This is a genomic window from Amedibacillus sp. YH-ame6 (assembly GCF_053848845.1).
Window position 1 is genome coordinate 1 of the sequence record NZ_JBSPEZ010000027.1, and the last position, 18,271, is coordinate 18,271.

General features: G+C 34.2%; 17 protein-coding genes. 3 read left to right on the plus strand and 14 right to left on the minus strand.

Annotation, left to right across the window (positions count from 1 at the left end; genetic code table 11):
• Positions 1 to 231: 231 nt before the first annotated feature.
• Entirely contained in the window at positions 232 to 390 is a 159-nt protein-coding gene (locus ACWG0P_RS13750; protein ID WP_455802208.1) for a hypothetical protein, read from the minus strand.
• 69 nt (positions 391 to 459) lie between these two features.
• Entirely contained in the window at positions 460 to 1,629 is a 1,170-nt protein-coding gene (locus ACWG0P_RS13755; protein ID WP_455802209.1) for a serine hydrolase, read from the minus strand.
• Between the two features lie 150 nt (positions 1,630 to 1,779).
• On the opposite strand from ACWG0P_RS13755, the gene ACWG0P_RS13760 reads away from it, so the two are divergent.
• Entirely contained in the window at positions 1,780 to 2,253 is a 474-nt protein-coding gene (locus tag ACWG0P_RS13760; protein ID WP_455802210.1) for a hypothetical protein, read from the plus strand.
• A 90-nt stretch (positions 2,254 to 2,343) separates the two neighbouring features.
• Here the strand turns inward: ACWG0P_RS13760 and ACWG0P_RS13765 are convergent, their stop codons facing one another.
• The 6 genes from ACWG0P_RS13765 to hemA are packed head-to-tail and all read right to left on the minus strand — an operon-like array spanning position 2,344 to position 9,418.
• Positions 2,344 to 3,600, minus strand: a complete 1,257-nt coding sequence (locus tag ACWG0P_RS13765; RefSeq protein WP_455802211.1) for a precorrin-2 dehydrogenase/sirohydrochlorin ferrochelatase family protein — start codon at positions 3,598 to 3,600, stop codon at positions 2,344 to 2,346.
• A complete protein-coding gene (gene hemL, locus ACWG0P_RS13770) occupies positions 3,578 to 4,891 on the minus strand; it encodes a glutamate-1-semialdehyde 2,1-aminomutase (RefSeq protein ID WP_455802212.1) in 1,314 nt (437 codons plus the stop codon). Before hemL ends, ACWG0P_RS13765 begins: the two co-directional genes overlap by 23 nt.
• Position 4,892: 1 nt before the next feature.
• Entirely contained in the window at positions 4,893 to 5,864 is a 972-nt protein-coding gene (hemB, locus tag ACWG0P_RS13775; RefSeq protein WP_455802213.1) for a porphobilinogen synthase, read from the minus strand.
• Positions 5,857 to 7,311, minus strand: a complete 1,455-nt coding sequence (cobA, locus tag ACWG0P_RS13780) for a uroporphyrinogen-III C-methyltransferase (RefSeq protein WP_455802214.1) — start codon at positions 7,309 to 7,311, stop codon at positions 5,857 to 5,859. The genes hemB and cobA overlap by 8 nt, the downstream gene beginning before the upstream one ends.
• Positions 7,308 to 8,198, minus strand: a complete 891-nt coding sequence (hemC, locus tag ACWG0P_RS13785; RefSeq protein WP_455802215.1) for a hydroxymethylbilane synthase — start codon at positions 8,196 to 8,198, stop codon at positions 7,308 to 7,310. The genes cobA and hemC overlap by 4 nt, the downstream gene beginning before the upstream one ends.
• Entirely contained in the window at positions 8,195 to 9,418 is a 1,224-nt protein-coding gene (gene hemA / locus ACWG0P_RS13790; RefSeq protein WP_455802216.1) for a glutamyl-tRNA reductase, read from the minus strand. Before hemA ends, hemC begins: the two co-directional genes overlap by 4 nt.
• A 165-nt stretch (positions 9,419 to 9,583) precedes the next feature.
• Here hemA and ACWG0P_RS13795 point away from each other — a divergent pair, with 165 nt between their 5' ends.
• Positions 9,584 to 11,122, plus strand: a complete 1,539-nt coding sequence (locus tag ACWG0P_RS13795; RefSeq protein ID WP_455802217.1) for a nitrite/sulfite reductase — start codon at positions 9,584 to 9,586, stop codon at positions 11,120 to 11,122.
• Positions 11,123 to 11,145: 23 nt separating this feature from the next.
• Here the strand turns inward: ACWG0P_RS13795 and ACWG0P_RS13800 are convergent, their stop codons facing one another.
• From ACWG0P_RS13800 to ACWG0P_RS13825, 6 genes are all read right to left on the minus strand, one after another.
• Positions 11,146 to 11,751: a GDSL-type esterase/lipase family protein gene (locus ACWG0P_RS13800; RefSeq protein WP_455802218.1), complete on the minus strand. Its 606-nt coding sequence runs from the start codon at positions 11,749 to 11,751 to the stop codon at positions 11,146 to 11,148.
• Between the two features lie 297 nt (positions 11,752 to 12,048).
• The gene (locus ACWG0P_RS13805) at positions 12,049 to 13,461 is read right to left on the minus strand and encodes a GntR family transcriptional regulator (protein WP_455802219.1); all 1,413 of its coding nucleotides are present in this window, start codon (positions 13,459 to 13,461) and stop codon (positions 12,049 to 12,051) included.
• Between the two features lie 4 nt (positions 13,462 to 13,465).
• Positions 13,466 to 14,623: a DHHW family protein gene (locus ACWG0P_RS13810; RefSeq protein ID WP_455802220.1), complete on the minus strand. Its 1,158-nt coding sequence runs from the start codon at positions 14,621 to 14,623 to the stop codon at positions 13,466 to 13,468.
• 11 nt (positions 14,624 to 14,634) lie between these two features.
• A complete protein-coding gene (locus ACWG0P_RS13815; RefSeq protein WP_455802221.1) occupies positions 14,635 to 16,029 on the minus strand; it encodes an MBOAT family O-acyltransferase in 1,395 nt (464 codons plus the stop codon).
• 15 nt (positions 16,030 to 16,044) lie between these two features.
• Positions 16,045 to 16,509, minus strand: a complete 465-nt coding sequence (locus ACWG0P_RS13820; protein ID WP_455802222.1) for a DUF4358 domain-containing protein — start codon at positions 16,507 to 16,509, stop codon at positions 16,045 to 16,047.
• Positions 16,510 to 16,520: 11 nt separating this feature from the next.
• The gene (locus ACWG0P_RS13825) at positions 16,521 to 17,264 is read right to left on the minus strand and encodes an SGNH/GDSL hydrolase family protein (RefSeq protein WP_455802223.1); all 744 of its coding nucleotides are present in this window, start codon (positions 17,262 to 17,264) and stop codon (positions 16,521 to 16,523) included.
• A gap of 261 nt (positions 17,265 to 17,525) precedes the next feature.
• Here ACWG0P_RS13825 and ACWG0P_RS13830 point away from each other — a divergent pair, with 261 nt between their 5' ends.
• Complete coding sequence (locus tag ACWG0P_RS13830) at positions 17,526 to 18,251, plus strand: sugar isomerase domain-containing protein (RefSeq protein WP_455802224.1); 726 nt, start codon at positions 17,526 to 17,528, stop codon at positions 18,249 to 18,251.
• Positions 18,252 to 18,271 lie beyond the last annotated feature (20 nt).

The following is an 18,271-nucleotide window of genomic DNA, read 5'->3' on the forward strand; positions in this document are numbered from 1 at the left end:
ATGATATATCTTCTGTTCAACTTCCACCTTGTTCTTGAGTTTTGATAAATGCTTTAAATTTTTCACTAACTTCTTTTTAGGTTTGTCTTTTTTTATACTATCATCACTTTTTGTTTCACACTTATCCCTCCGACACCCATAGTATCACGTTTAAAAAAAGCTTTGTGGATATTCGACAAAGCTTGTCATCACTCGACAAAAAAAGAAAAAAAGGGCTTTCTTCACCCTTCTTTAAGAGACGATATGTTCCTGTGGTTCCTCTTGTGTCAACCTTCCTTCATCATATCCTGCAGATACATCAGAAATGTGTGCAACTTTCAACAATGAGTAAAGAAATAACAGTATAAAGAATGTTCCTAAAACTATTAAAATGATGAATAGAATTGCCATCACAGATACCTTCTTTCTTTTCTAGTCTGTAATGCTCACTCTTATTTTATTCCTAAGTTCTAAAATTGCCTACGCAAATACATCTTTAAATGTTTTCATAAAAATATCCATATAATCTAGTGGCTCAATCGTTTTATGAACTCCAATGGGAACTTCCATATAATACCCATCGCTCATTTCCACCCGTACATACCCAATCTTTTTATCTTTTACATATGGCAACGAACGTTTTGTAATTACAATTTTCTTATTCTTTTCCTTTGGTTCTTTTCCCTTTTCAAACACATAGGAAACATCTTCCAACGCAACAATGTTTGCTTTTCCTGGTTTTCCATTTTCAAAAGTAATTTCATCTAACTTAGACCCTTTTTTATACAATAAACCTTGTGCATATTGAGAGAACCCATAATCCAACATTTGTTTTGCTATCGCATTACGCTCTTTACTACTCGGTGCCCCCATAACCACTGCAATAAGACGTAAGTCTTGCCGTTTCGCACTCACTGTGATACAAGAAAGAGCTTCACTGGTAAACCCCGTCTTTAATCCATCTACACCTTCATATTGTTTTAATAGCTTATTTGTATTCACTAGCCAGAATTTATTATCACTATTTTCTCGAATATAAGCATCATACGTAGAAGTTATGGCTAACATTTCATCTCCACCTTCTTTGATTAGTGCTTGAGCAAGTACCCCCATATCTTTCGCACAAGTGTAGTGATCTGGATCATGAAGACCCGTAGCATTTACAAAATGCGTATTGATAAGACCCAATTCTTCTGCTTTAGCATTCATCATTTTCACAAAGTTATCATTGGTTCCACCAATCTTTTCTGCCATTGCCACCATGGCATCATTGGCAGAGGCAATACAAATCGATTTCACCATATCTTTTACACTCATGGTTTCATGAACTTCAAGGAATACTTGCGAGCCACCCATACTCGCTGCATATTCACTCGTTGTCACATCATCTTTCCAACTAATTTTTTGATGATTTAAAGCTTCAAAGATAAGTAATAATCCCATCATTTTTGTCATACTTGCAGGATAAAGTTTCTCCTTTTCATTCTTCGCAAAGATCACTTTACCTGTCGTATTCTCGATTAAATACGCTGCCTTAGCACTCCCAGCTAAATCAACACCAGTAATTTTTACACTCTCCGCTTGAATAGGAAGTAAGCATACAGAAAACAACATACACATAGCAACTAAGACTTTTATTATTTTTTTCATTCGCATCTACCTCAATATAGCGTATGATACATTCGACATGTTATGACATAAAATTCAGAAAAACTATTCTCATCATACTATTATTGGACATATATTTTTTTATGGTATAATGTTTTTATAAAGACCTATATAGGGGAAAAGGAGAATGTTATGAAGGCTTTACTAAAACTAGCAGTTTGTTCATTATTAGTAGGATGTTGTATGGGGCCAGTTTCACTTTATGCTCAAGATGATGAAATGGACAGTGGAAATGTTCTATTGAATGAAGAAATTTTCTCAGGAATGGAAGATGAACCTGTAGTGGAATCTGGAGAAATCGTTAAAGTATACGCAGATGAAAACACTTATATGGAACTTGATGCAGCTTATGTAGATAGTTCTACTATTCTTGATGCAAATATTAATATATCCAAAAATGGTGCAGGTGTTATCCCTGGTATTACTTACTATAAAACAGTTACAGTAACAAAATCTATCGCAAGTTTTTCTTCTACAATTGTATATAGTGAGTACAACAATCAAGCACAAGCATGGTACAAAGGTACATTGGATTTACAGTCCATGGTAAGAAAAGGCAATGTATATGTTGCTACCTATTCTGGATTCTTACTGCGCCAAAATTAAGAATGACAAATTCTTTTATATTTATAAGTAAAACTGCTCCTAGCTAAGACATAGGGGCAGTTTTATCGTTCATTTACTATAATTTTTAATCTATAATATTTTCTGTATCAATAGATCTCGCATACACTCTAGTTCTATCATACTTTGTTGTAAATATGTTACTTCATTTCCTTGCCTTCTTAATTCATCTACTCTTTCTACTGTATCTTTACTATGTTTGCCAGTTAACATATAAAGTGAAAGTACAAAAATACGATGACCTTTTAGCTTTACCTCGAAAGGTACTTTCACTTCTCTTGAAAAATACAAATTCGGAAATTGTGGCGCAAGCCTTTTTAATTTGTTACAAAAATTTCCATCTTTACTAGCATGATAACAAACAAGGATTTGATCATACGTTGCATATGTGGAAGAAATGCATTCGCATAATTCTTCTATTGCTTCATCACTTGCGAACATTGGTTCTTCTATAAACACATTCGAATACGTTTCCCATTTCTGAATTAGATCAAAATAGACTCCCTTTTGAAATAACATCGGTTGTAGGATAATTGTTTTGTGAAATTGATGAAAATATGGTAAGAATACACCAAGCTCAAATACTTTATAGTTACTTGCATTGATTGTTTTACAAACCGCTTGTGATAGATAAGCACTACATACTAATTCTTTTGAATGCTTTTGTTGAATTAAGGTTTCAAAGGTTTTGATTTTTTCTAACACGTGTTCATCCTTTACCCCATGGTAACAAAGCACACGCATTGAATCATGATTTAATATTTCTTTTATTTGTAATAATATATCGTATGATACAGTAAGCAATAGGCGACAAAATTTCTGTCGAGTGCATGCATCTAGATTATTAGGTAAAGCTTTACGAATACTACTTAACAATCGCAAGCGTTCTCCTTGTGTTTCTTGAAGAAATGCACCTGCTTTATCTACTAAATTAGACGTCATGGCTGGATACTTACCTTTTGTGGAAACAGCGATTTGAAAATCATCAAAATCTTTGCTTACCCTTGGTCGCATGTTCGATGCATCCTCTTGATGTACTCCCATGCATAAACAATGCATCTTCTTCGCATCCGCAAAGACTTGTTCATTAAATGCTTTATCACTTGTACAAGCAATACAAAACAAGTACTGAGATAACATTGCCTTGTGATAAGGTTCATGTACTATCGTAATAGATAGTTCTCGAAATTCATCTTTTATTTCTTTCGATAAAATGAATACATTCGCGCCTTCTTCAAGACATTGTTTTGTCTTACGAAGAGCAACATTACCTCCACCAAGAATCAAAACAGAAGCATTCGCTATATCAATCTCTACATGAAAAGACATGTTCTTTTACCTGTTTTAAAGCGTGTTTCATTGCGTTAAGTGTTGTATCTATATCATCTTGTGTATGGGCAGTGGATAAAAACATTGCTTCATATGGTGAAGGGGCAATGAGGATACCTTGTTGTAATAAGGATTGAAAAAAGATGGTATATGCTTTCGTATGACATGAGGAAACATCTTGGTAGTTATAAGGTAATTCATCTCTAAAGAAAAGAGAACATAAGCTACCAACTTGATGCACCACACATGGAAGTTGATATTCTTCTATCATACGTTGAAGTTGTTCTTTCATGTACTTCCCTTTTTCTTCTAGTTCTCGATAACAAGTTGGATGTTGTTTTAAATAAGTTAAAAGTCGTACACCTAATTCCATTGCGAATGGATTTCCTGAAAGTGTTCCTGCTTGATAAATCGGTCCTTGTGGAGATACCATTTCCATAATATCTGCACGACCACCATAAGCACCTACTGGCATTCCAGCACCAATAATTTTCCCGAAACAAACCATATCAGGAACAATACCGTAATATTCACTTGCTCCACCATATCGAAGACGAAAGCCCGTTATCACTTCATCAAAGATGAGTACAATTTGTTCTTCATCACATAGCGTTCGTAATGCAAATAAAAATTCTTTTGTTGCTGGAATTACTCCCATATTACCTGCTACAGGCTCTAAAATAATGGCCGCAATATTTCCTTTGTTGTTTGTAATTAGTTCTTTTACAGAATTGATATCGTTATACCTCGCAACAAGGGTATGCTTCACTACATCATGTAAAACCCCAGGACTGGTTGGTACACCAAAGGTCAATGCTCCTGAACCACTTTGTACTAGCAATCCATCACTATGTCCATGATAGCATCCTTCAAATTTTATGATATTTTCTTTTCCACTGTAACCCCTAGCTACACGGATCGCACTCATCGTTGCTTCAGTTCCTGAATTTACCATGCGAACCATATCTACTCCTGCATAAGCATCACAAATTAGCTTTGCTAGTTCGATTTCTTTTGCAGTACACAAGCCATAGCTAATTCCCTTTTTCACAACATCATCCACATGGGATGTTACTATGGGATGGGCATGTCCTAGTATCATTGGCCCCCATGAACCAATATAATCAATATAGGAATTTCCATCTACATCGTACACGTGACTTCCAAATGCACGTTCCACAAATATAGGAGGTGTTCCTACATTTGCAAAGGAACGTACAGGTGAATTTACTCCACCAGGTATATATTTACAAGCTTCTTCAAAAAGCTCTTTGGATTTTTTGTTGTTCATTTTATATCCGTCCTTCATCAATGCAGTCTGCCAAATATAATGCAAAATATGTAATGATAATATCTGCACCTGCACGTTTCATACATAACATACTTTCAATGATAGCATCTTCCGCAAGTAAACCATTTGCAATTGCCATCTTTAACATAGCGTACTCTCCACTCACATTATATACCGCAAGTGGGTGTGAAAAACGTTGCTTCACAGTTGCCACAATATCAAGATAAGCAAGGGCTGGCTTTACCATGATGATATCTGCACCTTCTTCAATATCTGCCTCAACTTCTCTTAATGCTTCTCTAGCATTGGCATAATCCATCTGATACCCTTTGCGATTTCCAAAACATGGAGTAGAGTTTGCGGCTGCACGAAATGGTCCATAAAAGTTAGATGCGTATTTTGCACTATATCCCATAATCGCTACTTCTTTGTATCCTTCTTCATCCAATGCTTTGCGAAGTGTTGCGATATGTCCATCCATCATGTCACTTGGCGCAATCATATCGATGCCAGCTTTCGCATAACTTAAGGCGATTTTATTCAAATAAGGGAGTGTTTCATCATTGTCAACTTTGTGGTTTTCATTTAAGATTCCACAATGTCCATGATCTGTATATTCACACATACATACATCACCTATGATATATATGCTAGGGTATTCTTTCTTCATAAAACGGATGGCTTCTTGTACAACGCCATGTTCATCATAAGCACTACTTCCAAACGCATCTTTATGCATAGGAATGCCAAAGAGAATACAAGAATAGATTTCTGCCTGTATCATTTGTTCACATATGATATGTAACTTATCAATCGAATATTGATACACTTCTGGTAAGGTTTCAATTTCATGATAAATACCTGTTCCCTCTATTACAAAGATAGGAAGAATAAGATCTTGTTTACGTAGTGTTGTTTCTTGTATCAGCGAGCGTATTTTCTCGTTTTTCCTAAGTCTTCTTCCTCTATACATGATGTTCCTCCTCTAGAATACTTTCTATAAATTGATAACGGTCTGCTTCCTTAAGTTCTATGATATGTTGAAAGCCATATTCTTGTAAAGTTGTCGTTGTTTTCTTCCCCATCGCGTAGACTGGTTTTTGTAAAATGTTCTTCCAAGTATGTAGTTGTTTCATGCATTCATGAACGACGAAAGAACAAGTAAATAAGATTCCATTATAATCCTTTTCTTGGATAGTGTATGGTGATGGTATGGTTTCATAAACTTTAATGGACTCTATAGAACACAACTGAGAAATGCTTTCTTCTAAGATACGATTATGATTCTTTGCCTTTGGTAATAAAACATTAGATTCTTTTGTAAGAACATGTTTTAAACACTGTGCAAATCCTTCGCTGTTAGCAACATCTGATACAACATCTGCAATGCAACCATACTGTTTCAAATGCTCTGCGGTTTTTTGACCAATGGCACACATTGTTGTATGTGCGAATGTACGTAGATCCATTCCTTTTTCAAACAGTTGGTGAAAGAAAGCATCCACGCCATGTTTGCTTGTAAATAGAATATGCGTATATTCATTTATTGGATACGATGTTGTATATGGAAGATGGACAATACGACCACAAGTTATCATATCCAAATGGGCACCTGCTTCTTGAAATTGCCACAAAATTTCTTCATCGTATTGCATACAAGCCATCAAATATTGTTTTTGAAACAATGGTTTGTGTTGTAAAAAAGAAAGTTCATTTTGAAATTCCACTACATTCCCTACCACAATGATACCTGGAGAAACAATGGAACTTAAGTCTTGTTTAAGAATATTAGATAGTGTACCTTGTACGCTTGTTTGATTGAATCTACCGCCATTGCTAATGAGAGCTATGGGGGTATGAGTATCTTTACCTGCTTGCATAAGATAATGTACAATTTCTTCTAGATTATTTAATCCCATAAGAAAAATAAGTGTATCTTGGGTATTTGCCATAGATTCAAAATCCATTTGTGCAAACGTATCATTCTTTGTATGTGCACTCATAATACGGACTCCTAATGCACATCCTCGATGAGTTACTGGAATTCCAGCAAGTGCACTTCCAGCAATACCAGAGGTTACACCAGGAATGATTTCAAACTCCATATGATGCTTTGCTAGATATAAAGCTTCTTCACTCCCTCTACCAAACACATAGGGATCTCCTCCTTTAAGACGTACCACATTTTGATATTGTTGTCCTTTTTCTACTAAAAGTTTTTGAATATCTTCTTGTGGAAGGCTATGATGGTGATTTTGTTTGCCTACATATATCCGTTCACAGCTATCGTTTGTAAGCTGTAAGATTTGAGAATCTAAAAGACGATCATAAAGTATGCAATCTGCCTGTTCAATCACTCTTTTTGCCTTCAACGTTAATAAAGAGAAATCACCACAGCCTGCTCCTGTAATGTAAATCACGTTCTTTCTCCTTCTTTTAGTTCTTTTGCAAGCACTTGTATTTCATCCATAATCGTATCCAGTTGATAATTTCTTTGTACCTGATGAAGTTCTTGATTGTCTCCTTGATACACAGCAAAAAGGAATACTTCATCCTCTACGATATGAGCACGCACTCCAAAAGGAGTATGACATCCTGCATCCACTGCACTTAATAAAGCACGCTCTATCTCCACTTCTTGATGAACTTGTTCATCGCAAAGTTTTTGTATACGCTGAGCGATTTCTGTACTATCTTTTCGTATTTCAATTGCCAAAGCTCCTTGCCCACAAGCAGGAACCATTTCTGTTTCTTCGAAATATGCACTAATATAAGATTGCATATGCAATCGATGAAGACCAGCAGCAGCAAGCACAATTCCATCCAACTTTTCTTCCTGCATTTTCGCAATACGTGTTTCCACATTTCCACGAATTCCACATACACATAAATCCTTTCGTATGTTTAATAATTGTGCACTTCTTCTTTTACTTCCTGTTGCGATTTTTGCGCCTTGTGGCAATTGTTCAAGTGAAGTCGCATTACGTAAAATCAAGACATCTCGTGCATCTTCTCTCAACAATGTTTTTGTAAAACAAAGACGATCATCTAATTGAGAAGGCATATCCTTCATACTATGAACCGCTAAATCAATATTTGCATTTATAAGTTCTTCTTCAATCTCTTTTACAAAAACGCCTTTATCATTCAATTCATCTAAAGGTACATCTAACCTTTTATCGCCTGTTGTTTTAATGATTTTTAGTTCTACTTCTACATCATCATAAGCTTCTTCCAGTAGATATTTCACTTGTTCACTTTGCGCAATCGCTAGTTTACTTCCTCTGGTTCCTAATATCCATTTCATTGTTCATCATCTCCTTGGAAAAGCATTTCCAACATTTGTTGATACGCTTTTTGATCTTCTTGTTCTAATTTTTTTAGTTGCATTACTGGTTCTTTAATCAACCTCATAAACGAACTGTGTAGTACTTTCATTAATACATATTCTTCATGACTTGATAGTGTAAGCTTTCTTTTTAACAAATCATAGGTTTGTGTTGCCATCTCTTCACTTCGTTTTTGCAAAGTTAGAATAGTTTCATCAAAGCTATGATGTTGTAGCCACTTCCAAAGTTCTTCGATATCCTTCTCTAATATTTCATGGTATGTTTGTAAGGCAGATACACGTCTCGATAAATGTATGCGTGCATATTCTTTTAAGTCATCCATATCCAATACATGGAAATGTTCAATTGTACGAAGATTGGTATCAATGTCTCGAGGTATTGCCAAATCTACCATATAAAGAGGTTTATGTATGTTTGGGAAATTATCCTTTTTAAGGATGATATGAGGACTTGCAGTTGCACTACAGATGACATCGCATTGTTGTATAACTTGGTAACGTTCTTCAAAAGGGATGATTTCTATATCTTTATCTATTTGGATATGTTCTTTAGTACGATTGCATAATAAAAGACGTTTTAGGTTTTCTTCCTTTGCATAGGTTCGCATCAATTCTGCCATCTCTCCATTTCCAATGATCATCATCGTCTTATCACGTAGGGATATGTTTTCCTTTAATTGTTGCATTGCTAAATACGCAATAGATAATGGTTTTTGTTCCCTTTCTGTTGTGGCCTTCAAGTTTTTGATACTTGCAAAACAGCTTTGAAAGATCTTATGTAATTGTTTTCCACAAGCCCCTACCGCACATGAAAGTTCATATGCATTTTTCATCTGATGTAATATTTGGTCTTCACCTACTACTAAAGAGTGATATCCCCCACATACTTCAAATAAATAAGTGATTGCTTCCTTATCTGTTTTCTCAAAGAGATAAGGTTCTATCTCTTCTGTTGTATATTCCATAAACAAGGTTTTTAAATTCATGCGTTGTTGTTCATGTTCAAATAAAAAGTATACTTCACTACGATTGCATGTAGAAAGAAGTACTGCTTGTCCTATTCCATAGGATAATAATTGCTCATAAAAAGAAAGAATGCGCGTATCACTAAATGCACAACGTTCTCTTAAAGATATATCCGTATTTTTATAACTTACTCCGATTAGTGAAAATTTCATTTGCACACCCGCTTTTATCGTAGTTATATTATACAAATTTCATCCCCTACTTACAAGGAAACCCCTATAATAATTGCTTATGATGGTATAAGCAGAAGTTTTTTTATGAAATGTTTGTTTTGTGGTATCATGTATACATAACCAACTTTGCAAAGGAGCGGCATTATGAACAAACAACTTTATCAAGAACTAGAACAAGAAATACATGAATTTCATGAGAAAACAAAGCAGTTCATCAACAAAGAAATCAGTGTAAAAGATTATAAAGGATATTCTGGTGGATTTGGTAGTTATGCACAACGAGGTGGACAAAGCTTTATGCTTCGTCTGCGTATGAATCAAGGAATTGTCACGAAAGACAAATTAAAATTTGTTATTGATGCCTGTGAAAAGCATCAAGTGAATAAAGCACACTTTACTACCTGTCAAACAATTCAGCTTCATGATTTGAGTGGTATGGAAATTTCCGATATCATGTTGAATGCCTTACATCATGACATTGTATGTCGTGGAGGTGGAGGAGATTTTCCTCGTAATGTCATGTGTTCTCCATTAAGTGGATGTGACCCTCAGGAAACCTTTGATGTCATCCCCTATGCGCAAGCTGTTGGAGACTATATGTTAACACTCATCAATAAATTTTCATTACCTAGAAAGTTAAAGATTGGATTTAGTAACAATGAAAAAAATGAAACTCATGCGACTTTTAGAGATTTAGGGTTTGTAGCCAACAGTGATCATACCTTTGATGTATATTGTGCAGGTGGTCTTGGAAACAATCCAAAAATGGGAGTAAAAGTAGGACATCATGTAGCTGGAGAAGATATCTTATATTATGTATCCGCTATGGTTTTAATTTTTATGCAATATGGGAACTATGAAAATCGTGCAAAAGCAAGAACTCGTTATCTACAAGAAGTTCTTGGAAAAGATGGTTTAATAGAGGAGTTTCAGAAGAAGGTTGAAAATGCATTTGCTGGTGAACAATTAAAACTTCAAGTGGAAGAAAGAATTGTTCATAAAACAGGAAATGGAAATATTGTAGATCGTAGAGTCACGTCACAAAAACAAACTGGATTATTTGCTGTTTTCTATCATCCAATTGGCGGAACCCTTACACCAAAGAAATTATCCGATATTTATGAAGTAATTAAGGATATGGAAGAAGTGGAACTTCGTATTACTCCACAAGAGGGAGTATACATTGTAAACTGTACAGCAGATGAAGCCAAGCTTGTTTTAAATATTACAAAGGATGGCGCGCGTAATGAATTTGAAGAAAGCGTTGCTTGTATTGGAGCATCTACTTGCCAAGTTGGTTTACGTGATTCACAAGGCACACTGAAAGAAGCAATCATGTATTTAAGAGAAAAAGAATATGCGGATCATGTTCTTCCTCGTATCTTTATTTCAGGATGTCCAAGTTCTTGTGGTACGAATCAAATCGGACCATTAGGATTTCAAGGAACCGTTAAAGTTATCGATAAACAAGCATTCCCTGCTTATACATTAAGCATTCATGGTAAGGAAGCTTTATTGCATGCTACCTTCGGAGAAACAAAAGGTGTTATCCTAGAAGAAGATGTTTGCTGTTTCCTGGAAAGCATTGCAAATCAAGTAAGCAAACATACTACAACTTATGTAAACTGGATAGAAAAATATCCTGAAGAATTACAGACTATTCTAATAACCTATATTAAATAAGAGCTGATGGCGTCAGCTCTTATTTATTCATCACTTTTTAAATTTGCAACTTTTATAATATTTTGTAACCATTTAGGATAATACGGATATTTAGGATGGATTCCATCATACTCAAACATATCATCTTCCCATTGCATCAAATAACTATTGTCAATAAATGTAAGATTCATTTCTTCACACATAGCTCTTAACGCATCATTGAATCTAGCAATCACTGTGACACCTCCAAATTTCGCAAGTGTATCACTTCGCATAGGAATAATCGAATTAATATAAATCTTCGTTATATCATGTGCATATAAACGGCGTATTTGCTCCTTATATTTTTTGATAAAAGCCTCTTCATCTCCACGAAAACGATAAACATCATTTTTACCATACTCCATAAATACGATTCTAGGCTGTAAGGCAATTACACGCAACATATCCCCATCAATCATGTCAACACTTCTACCACGCTTGGCAATAACATTATTTTTTCTAAGCAAACGATAATCCAAAATAGATTCCGCCAAAGAATCCCCCATCAAAACGGTATCTTGAAAAAAAGGAAGCATTGCATAAATAGCCTTCTCACTTTTTTTACACTTGTGCATCGTTTGCAAATTAAAATCAATTACATCTATCATAAGAATGATCCCCTTCTATCATCATATATTACCCAAATAATATAACCTTGTACTAATTAGTACTTCACACTATTATAGTAATCGAAAGCAATACAATTTTCAAGATAAATTTGTAATTTTTTTTATAAGCTTACCTATCATAGTACCAGTTCCTTTCTGTAAGCTTATATAGACATAGTAGATAATTCACCGATTCTATTCACATGAATACATTTTCTCATACATAAAACAAAAAAGAACAAATGATTAAACGTTTGTTCTTTTTCACAACTTATTCATAAACATCAGTAAATCCTTTTATTTGAACCCTGCTTTTTGAAGCGTTTTTTCATAATTGTTTAGCGTATGAATCAATAATTTTTGCACAATCTCCATATCCCCATTTTTAAGGGCTTGTTTTATTTTACTCTTTGTTTCTTCGCTTTGAATTACAAACTTATCCTGCTGTTTTAATAGCATAGTAAATACTTGCCAAACAAAGGAATCGCTCATCTGTCTAAAGATATAGGATAATGTAGGATTGTAGCTTTCACAAATCATATGCATAATAGGTTGCAAAGAAAAATCCTTATCTAGCCTAGAAAGGGTTACATCGCATGCTTCTTGAGAAATATTTTTGAATTGCTTCTTTTGAAAAGACGAAAGTATCCATTTGGAGAGCTCAAGCATTTCATGGAATGTAATTAGTTTGCATTGTACATGAGGCTTTTCTAATATTCCTTGAAGATTTGTATGCTCATCATAAGCTAGAATGGTTCCGATTCCATTGACGGATTCCACAATACCATATAGACGCAATTCTTCGATAGATTTAATGATTGTATTTTTAGATATGCCATATTTATTCCCTAACTCTTCGATAGATGGTAACTTATCTCCGAACATTAAGCCTGTAGAAGTAATCATGTGAAGAATATCTACACTTACTTGGTTGTAAAGAAAGCGTTGTTGTAATTCAGCTCTCCACACAAAGAGAATAGGCTCATATTCTTTTAAATCACCACAGTGTTCTTTACAAAAGTGATCTCCCCCTTTATCTACCAAAGATGTAAAGATTGGGATAATCTTTTTTAAAACGAGCGTTTTTCCCTTGATTGCTTTTTTAAAATTATGCATAGCAGCAACTCGTATTCTTCTTTGAATATATCGGCTTGTGAAACGATTGCTATCGTTTGTATTGATTGGTATCGTAATAAAACTCATCATCGTTTGAAATAAATTTAAGAACATTGTGTTGTTTAAATTAGCAAACGCTATTGTATACAATTTCATCAATTGTTCTAGCAAAATATTAGGATTTGCATTTTTATCATTTTCTATGTGTTCGATGATTTTTAACATACTTTCTTGATCATAATCACTACTTTTTAATAACGCTTCTTGTGCAATCAAAGGCATAATTAAACCAAGTATTTTAAGTACTTCATGTGCTGCTTGACACTTTGAAATAATCATAAGACGATATGCACGATTGTATTCAAAATCATCAATGTTATATATAACAATATGATTAGATCCCTGTGCTGGCATAACAAATCCTATCTCTTCAAGTAGATGTATTGCATAACGCATTGTGTTTCTGCCAACTTGATAGTATTCGCATAAATCTTTTAAGGATGGCAGTTTTTCTCCTGCTTTAAACTTTGACTGCAATATGTCATGCTTTAAGTGTTCATACACCATGTGATATAACGTATCTTTTTGTTCCACTTTATCACCCTGCTTCCTGAGTATCTTTCAATAAGCTTTGTAACGATGTATCAGAAAAGAATGTATTCGCATTATACAAAAACAAAATATCACTGATTGAACGATCCTTTATAAGTTGAGATAAATCTTCGTAATAGTAACGTGGATCTACAATTGTAATTTGGTTATAGTATGGCAAAAGATAGGAAAGAAAACTGTTGGCATAACTATCTTTTATCAATAATAGATGGCGTTGGTTTTCTACTGTTGTGGAAATATCAATCAAGGGTTGGTTGCCAGATAGAAATACTTCATATGGATTGGTTGAATCTGCTTTCTGAGCATCGAAAATAGTGGTTGTAGAAGTTTGGTTTTGTGCATATTTTACAACATACTTAGGATCTTCTTTGGAAGTTACTATTTCTACGCAATCTCCTTTTCCTCGAAAATACCCACTAGTGTTCGCTAAAGTTCCATAGAAGGATCCATTTACGCAATAGGTTTCATATGTAAATAAAGCTTCATCAGGGAGAACTACTTGTTTCCATGTGTTGAATGCAACATATGCCCCCTTATTTGTCCAATGATGATCACTGCGATAATACAATCCTTCCTTTTTATGTTTTGAAAGTGCACTAGTAACATTTACATATTGAATACTCTTGTCAAGTCCATCATGGAAGGATTCCATCGTACGTTGTTGATTTTGACCTGGAATATTAGAAGGTAATTTATCTTCTAATATAGTTGCTTTATTGGGTGCTAATATCATACTTATACGAATATCTTTTTGATTCTGTACAAACGCATTGATGGTATCTAGCTTTTGTTTCATCATATCTTTATCTGGTACAACACTCTCTTGAAACAATTCATCATCTTCACCTATATAGACACCATTAATTTCACTTTTTCCTAGTTGATGTTCTAAATTCGTATGTATTTTCACCAATGAGCTTCGCAACAAAAATTGATCACTTAAATAACTACTCATATCTTCCTGATAGTTACCTTCTAAAACGGATGAAAGAGTTACTTTGGGTTTTTGTTGTAAAGGACGATTTTCAGTAGTTGAGGTTTCTTGAGCTGGAACAAGTAAAAAAGCCAATGAAAAAACAATTAAAAACAATACAAATATTATAGAGCTTCCACTCTTACTCAATATGTTTTTAATTTCTTTCATAAAAACCCTCCTTAAAATTTGAAATATAAAAATGCTTGATATGTATTAGATATTAAAAATGCCAACAAAATCATAAAGAAACAAGCCGTAAGAATCGGTTTCATATACCACATTTGCTCTTTTAATAATAGTTTCATTTGGACATATACTTTGTTTAATAACGGTGAACATGCAATACCAGCTACAACAAAATAAAGGAAATTCTCTGATAGAATCGTAATTGTATTTGTATCCACAAATCCATTCCCTCTTACCATCAACAAATTACCAATATAACCAAATGCTTCTCCAATTGTATTTGATGCAAAAAATATCCACCCTACCATGACCACTAACATAGTCATAATCCAACGCAAGAAAGTGGGCAGTTTTTCAAGTTTTTCATCAAGTATATATTTTTCTATAATTAACACTATACCATAATATAAACCCCATAGGATAAACGTCCAATTCGCACCATGCCAAATACCAGTAAGCAGCCATACGACCATCAGATTTCTTAATGCCTTCTCAAAAAAGGTACGATTTCCACCTAATGGAATATAGATATAATCTTTGAACCAGCTACTTAATGTAATATGCCAACGTCTCCAAAAATCGGTAACACTTGTTGCAATATAAGGATAGTTGAAGTTTTGTGATAAATGGAAACCAAACATCTTCCCTACTCCAATCGCCATTTGTGTGTATCCTTGAAAATCAAAATAAATTTGAAATGTAAAGGCCAATACCCCTAACCATGCAGTACTCATAGATAGCGTTTCACTACTATAACACATTGTCCAAATACTTCCCATTGTATTAGCAAGAATGAGTTTTTGGGCAAGTCCAAACATAAATGTAATACATCCTTGCTCAAAGAGCTCTACTTTTAATGGATGATGTTCTATTTGTTTTTTCATTATATCAAAACGTTCAATAGGTCCCATAATCAATTTTGGAAAAAAGGAAATAAACAATGCAAATGTTATAACATTACGTTCCGCGTTAACAACATTGTGATATACATCAATCAAATATGCGAGCGCAGAAAATGTAAAGAAAGAAATTCCTAGCGGTATTTCAAATAATGTATATGAAGGGGGTTGTGGAATCCACGCAAATACTGTCTCTAGTACGAATCCATAATATTTAAAATATACCAAAATTGCGACATTCAGAATAATTGCCTCTAATAAACGCCGTTTACGTATTGCTCCCTCTTCTTTTTCGATATACATCGCACATATGAAGTTTAATAGAATCAATAGAAAAAGAATGCATACGTGATACACATTACCCCAAGCATAGAAGAAAAGACTTGAGATTAATAATACAACGTTTTTATATTTGAAAGGTGTACATATATATAACAACAACACAATCGGTAAAAACATAAAAATAAATTCTACACTGCTGAATGACATACACACCTCTCCTTTCTAAAATAATGACTCTATCTTGGATTGCAACACTTGATCATTTTTGTGTATGATTAGAAAGATGTAATCTCCTTTCTCAAATATGCGTGCATCTTTTAATAGATTAGCTTGCCTTGGTGCATAATTGGCAAAGCTCTTATATTGTTTATCTACTTTATTTTTCATTTGTTTTTGTATATATTCTTTTTGTTCACTTGTACATTCTACTGCCATTAGTGTATTTACTTCCATGGCAGAGATAGGTCCAAAATAAATTGCATTTTGATAGTCGCTATCATTTAATTCAAATTGTTTCCGTATATAACTACGATCCTCTTCTTTTAATTCTTGCGAATTTGCGAGTTCATGTATTTCTTTTTGTAGTGTCACAAAGGAAACATCTTTATCTGCGCGAAGAAACGGCAAAGCACAAGCAAATACACACCCCAGCAAACATAAAGTATATATTATGTTTCTTTTATTCATAGTACACCCTCCTAATAACCTGCAGTTTCTAACATATGCTCAAGCCAAATTGGATAATATGGGTAATGCGGATGTACACCATCAAACTCATACACATCTCCATTAAAATTTATTAGTTTTGTATTATCGATATATGATACATCCAACTCTTTACACATTTGTTGTAAGGCTTCATTAAATTCATCCACATAGGTATAAACTTGATTTTTTTCTTGCGCCCATATTGCAATCGGAGTAAGTGAATTGATATATATTTTTGTACGTGGTAATGCTTTTTTTAGCTTAGATACTTGCTCTTTATACTGCGACGCAAACAACTTTGCATTCCCTCGACAATAGCCTAAATCATTAATTCCATATTCCATAAAAATTGCTTTGGGTGCATACCCAATCACTCGATCTATATCTTCATTTATATTGTTTGTTCGATTTCCACGCTCCGCCATCACCAAATTAGCAGGCATAATACCATATTCTATCAAACCTGCCGCTAAAGAATCTCCCATGATAACTGTATTCGCAAATCTAGCAGAAAAAGAACCTACATCAACGCTCTGTAAAGTGAATTTATCTTGTATGGTTTGAATTTGAGAGTTGATCTCATTGATATCTTGTTTGGCAAGTTGTTGCATGGCTTGTTTTCCCATTGTAACATCTTTTGAAGAGGAAGTTGATAATGCAAAAGGGCATAGTTGGAACAACCCAACTACGCAAAGACTTACGATGAAAATACCAGCTATATTTCTTAACTTCACAAACAACAACCTTTCTCTTAAGGTGTTACAATTATAGCACATTTATTCTTACTTATGATATTTTTTAAGGCTATTCTTAACCCTTTTCGCGCTTCCTATATTTTCTCTTTTTGATAGAAATGCGTATGCATTTCATCATGAAAAATGTTACCATATAGATAGTGAGAATTTCATTTATAAATCATAAGCTTTCACATAGCATAAAGTGAAATTCAACGCGATACAAAACAACATAAATATGTGATTGAAGGAGGATAAACTATGAATTTTATGGATACTTATCACACATTTGTAAAAAGCACATTGGAAGAAACACATCAAAGAAATTTAATTTCAATGCAAGAAGCTGCACAATTGCTATTTACCTGTGAACAAAACCAGAAGAAAATTTATACCTTTGGGACAGGTCATTCCCATATGATTGGTCAAGATTTGTACGCAAGAGCTGGAGGGTTTGCCAAAATTTACCCAATTGTAGAAATCGAGATGACCCTTGCCACCCATCCCACTAAAAGCACCCATTTAGAACGCACATCATCTTATGCAGATGTACTAGAAGAAGTATACACCTTAGAAGAAGGTGACGTTCTCATTATGACAAGCAATTCTGGTAGAAACCCCTTGGTAGTTGAATATGCATTGCGTGCAAAACAAAAAGGTGTACATATCATCGCAATAACATCTTTAAGCCATAGTAAGAGTATTCAAAGTCGTCATGAAAGTGGACTTCGTTTATTTGAATGTGCAGATATTGTATTGGATAATATGGCCCCACTAGGCGATGCAGGTGTTGAAATAGATGATACAATTAAAATGGGACCTATTTCTACGCTTACGGGGTGTTATTTATCCCAATGTATCATCGGTCGCTTTGTTGAACTTCTACGTGAACACAAAATGCTAGCACCAGTATTTCGTTCAAGTAATATGGATGATGCAGATGCCTACAACAAAGAACTTTTTGACCAATACATCATCAAAAAGTAAAGATTTTTTTCTCTAATATA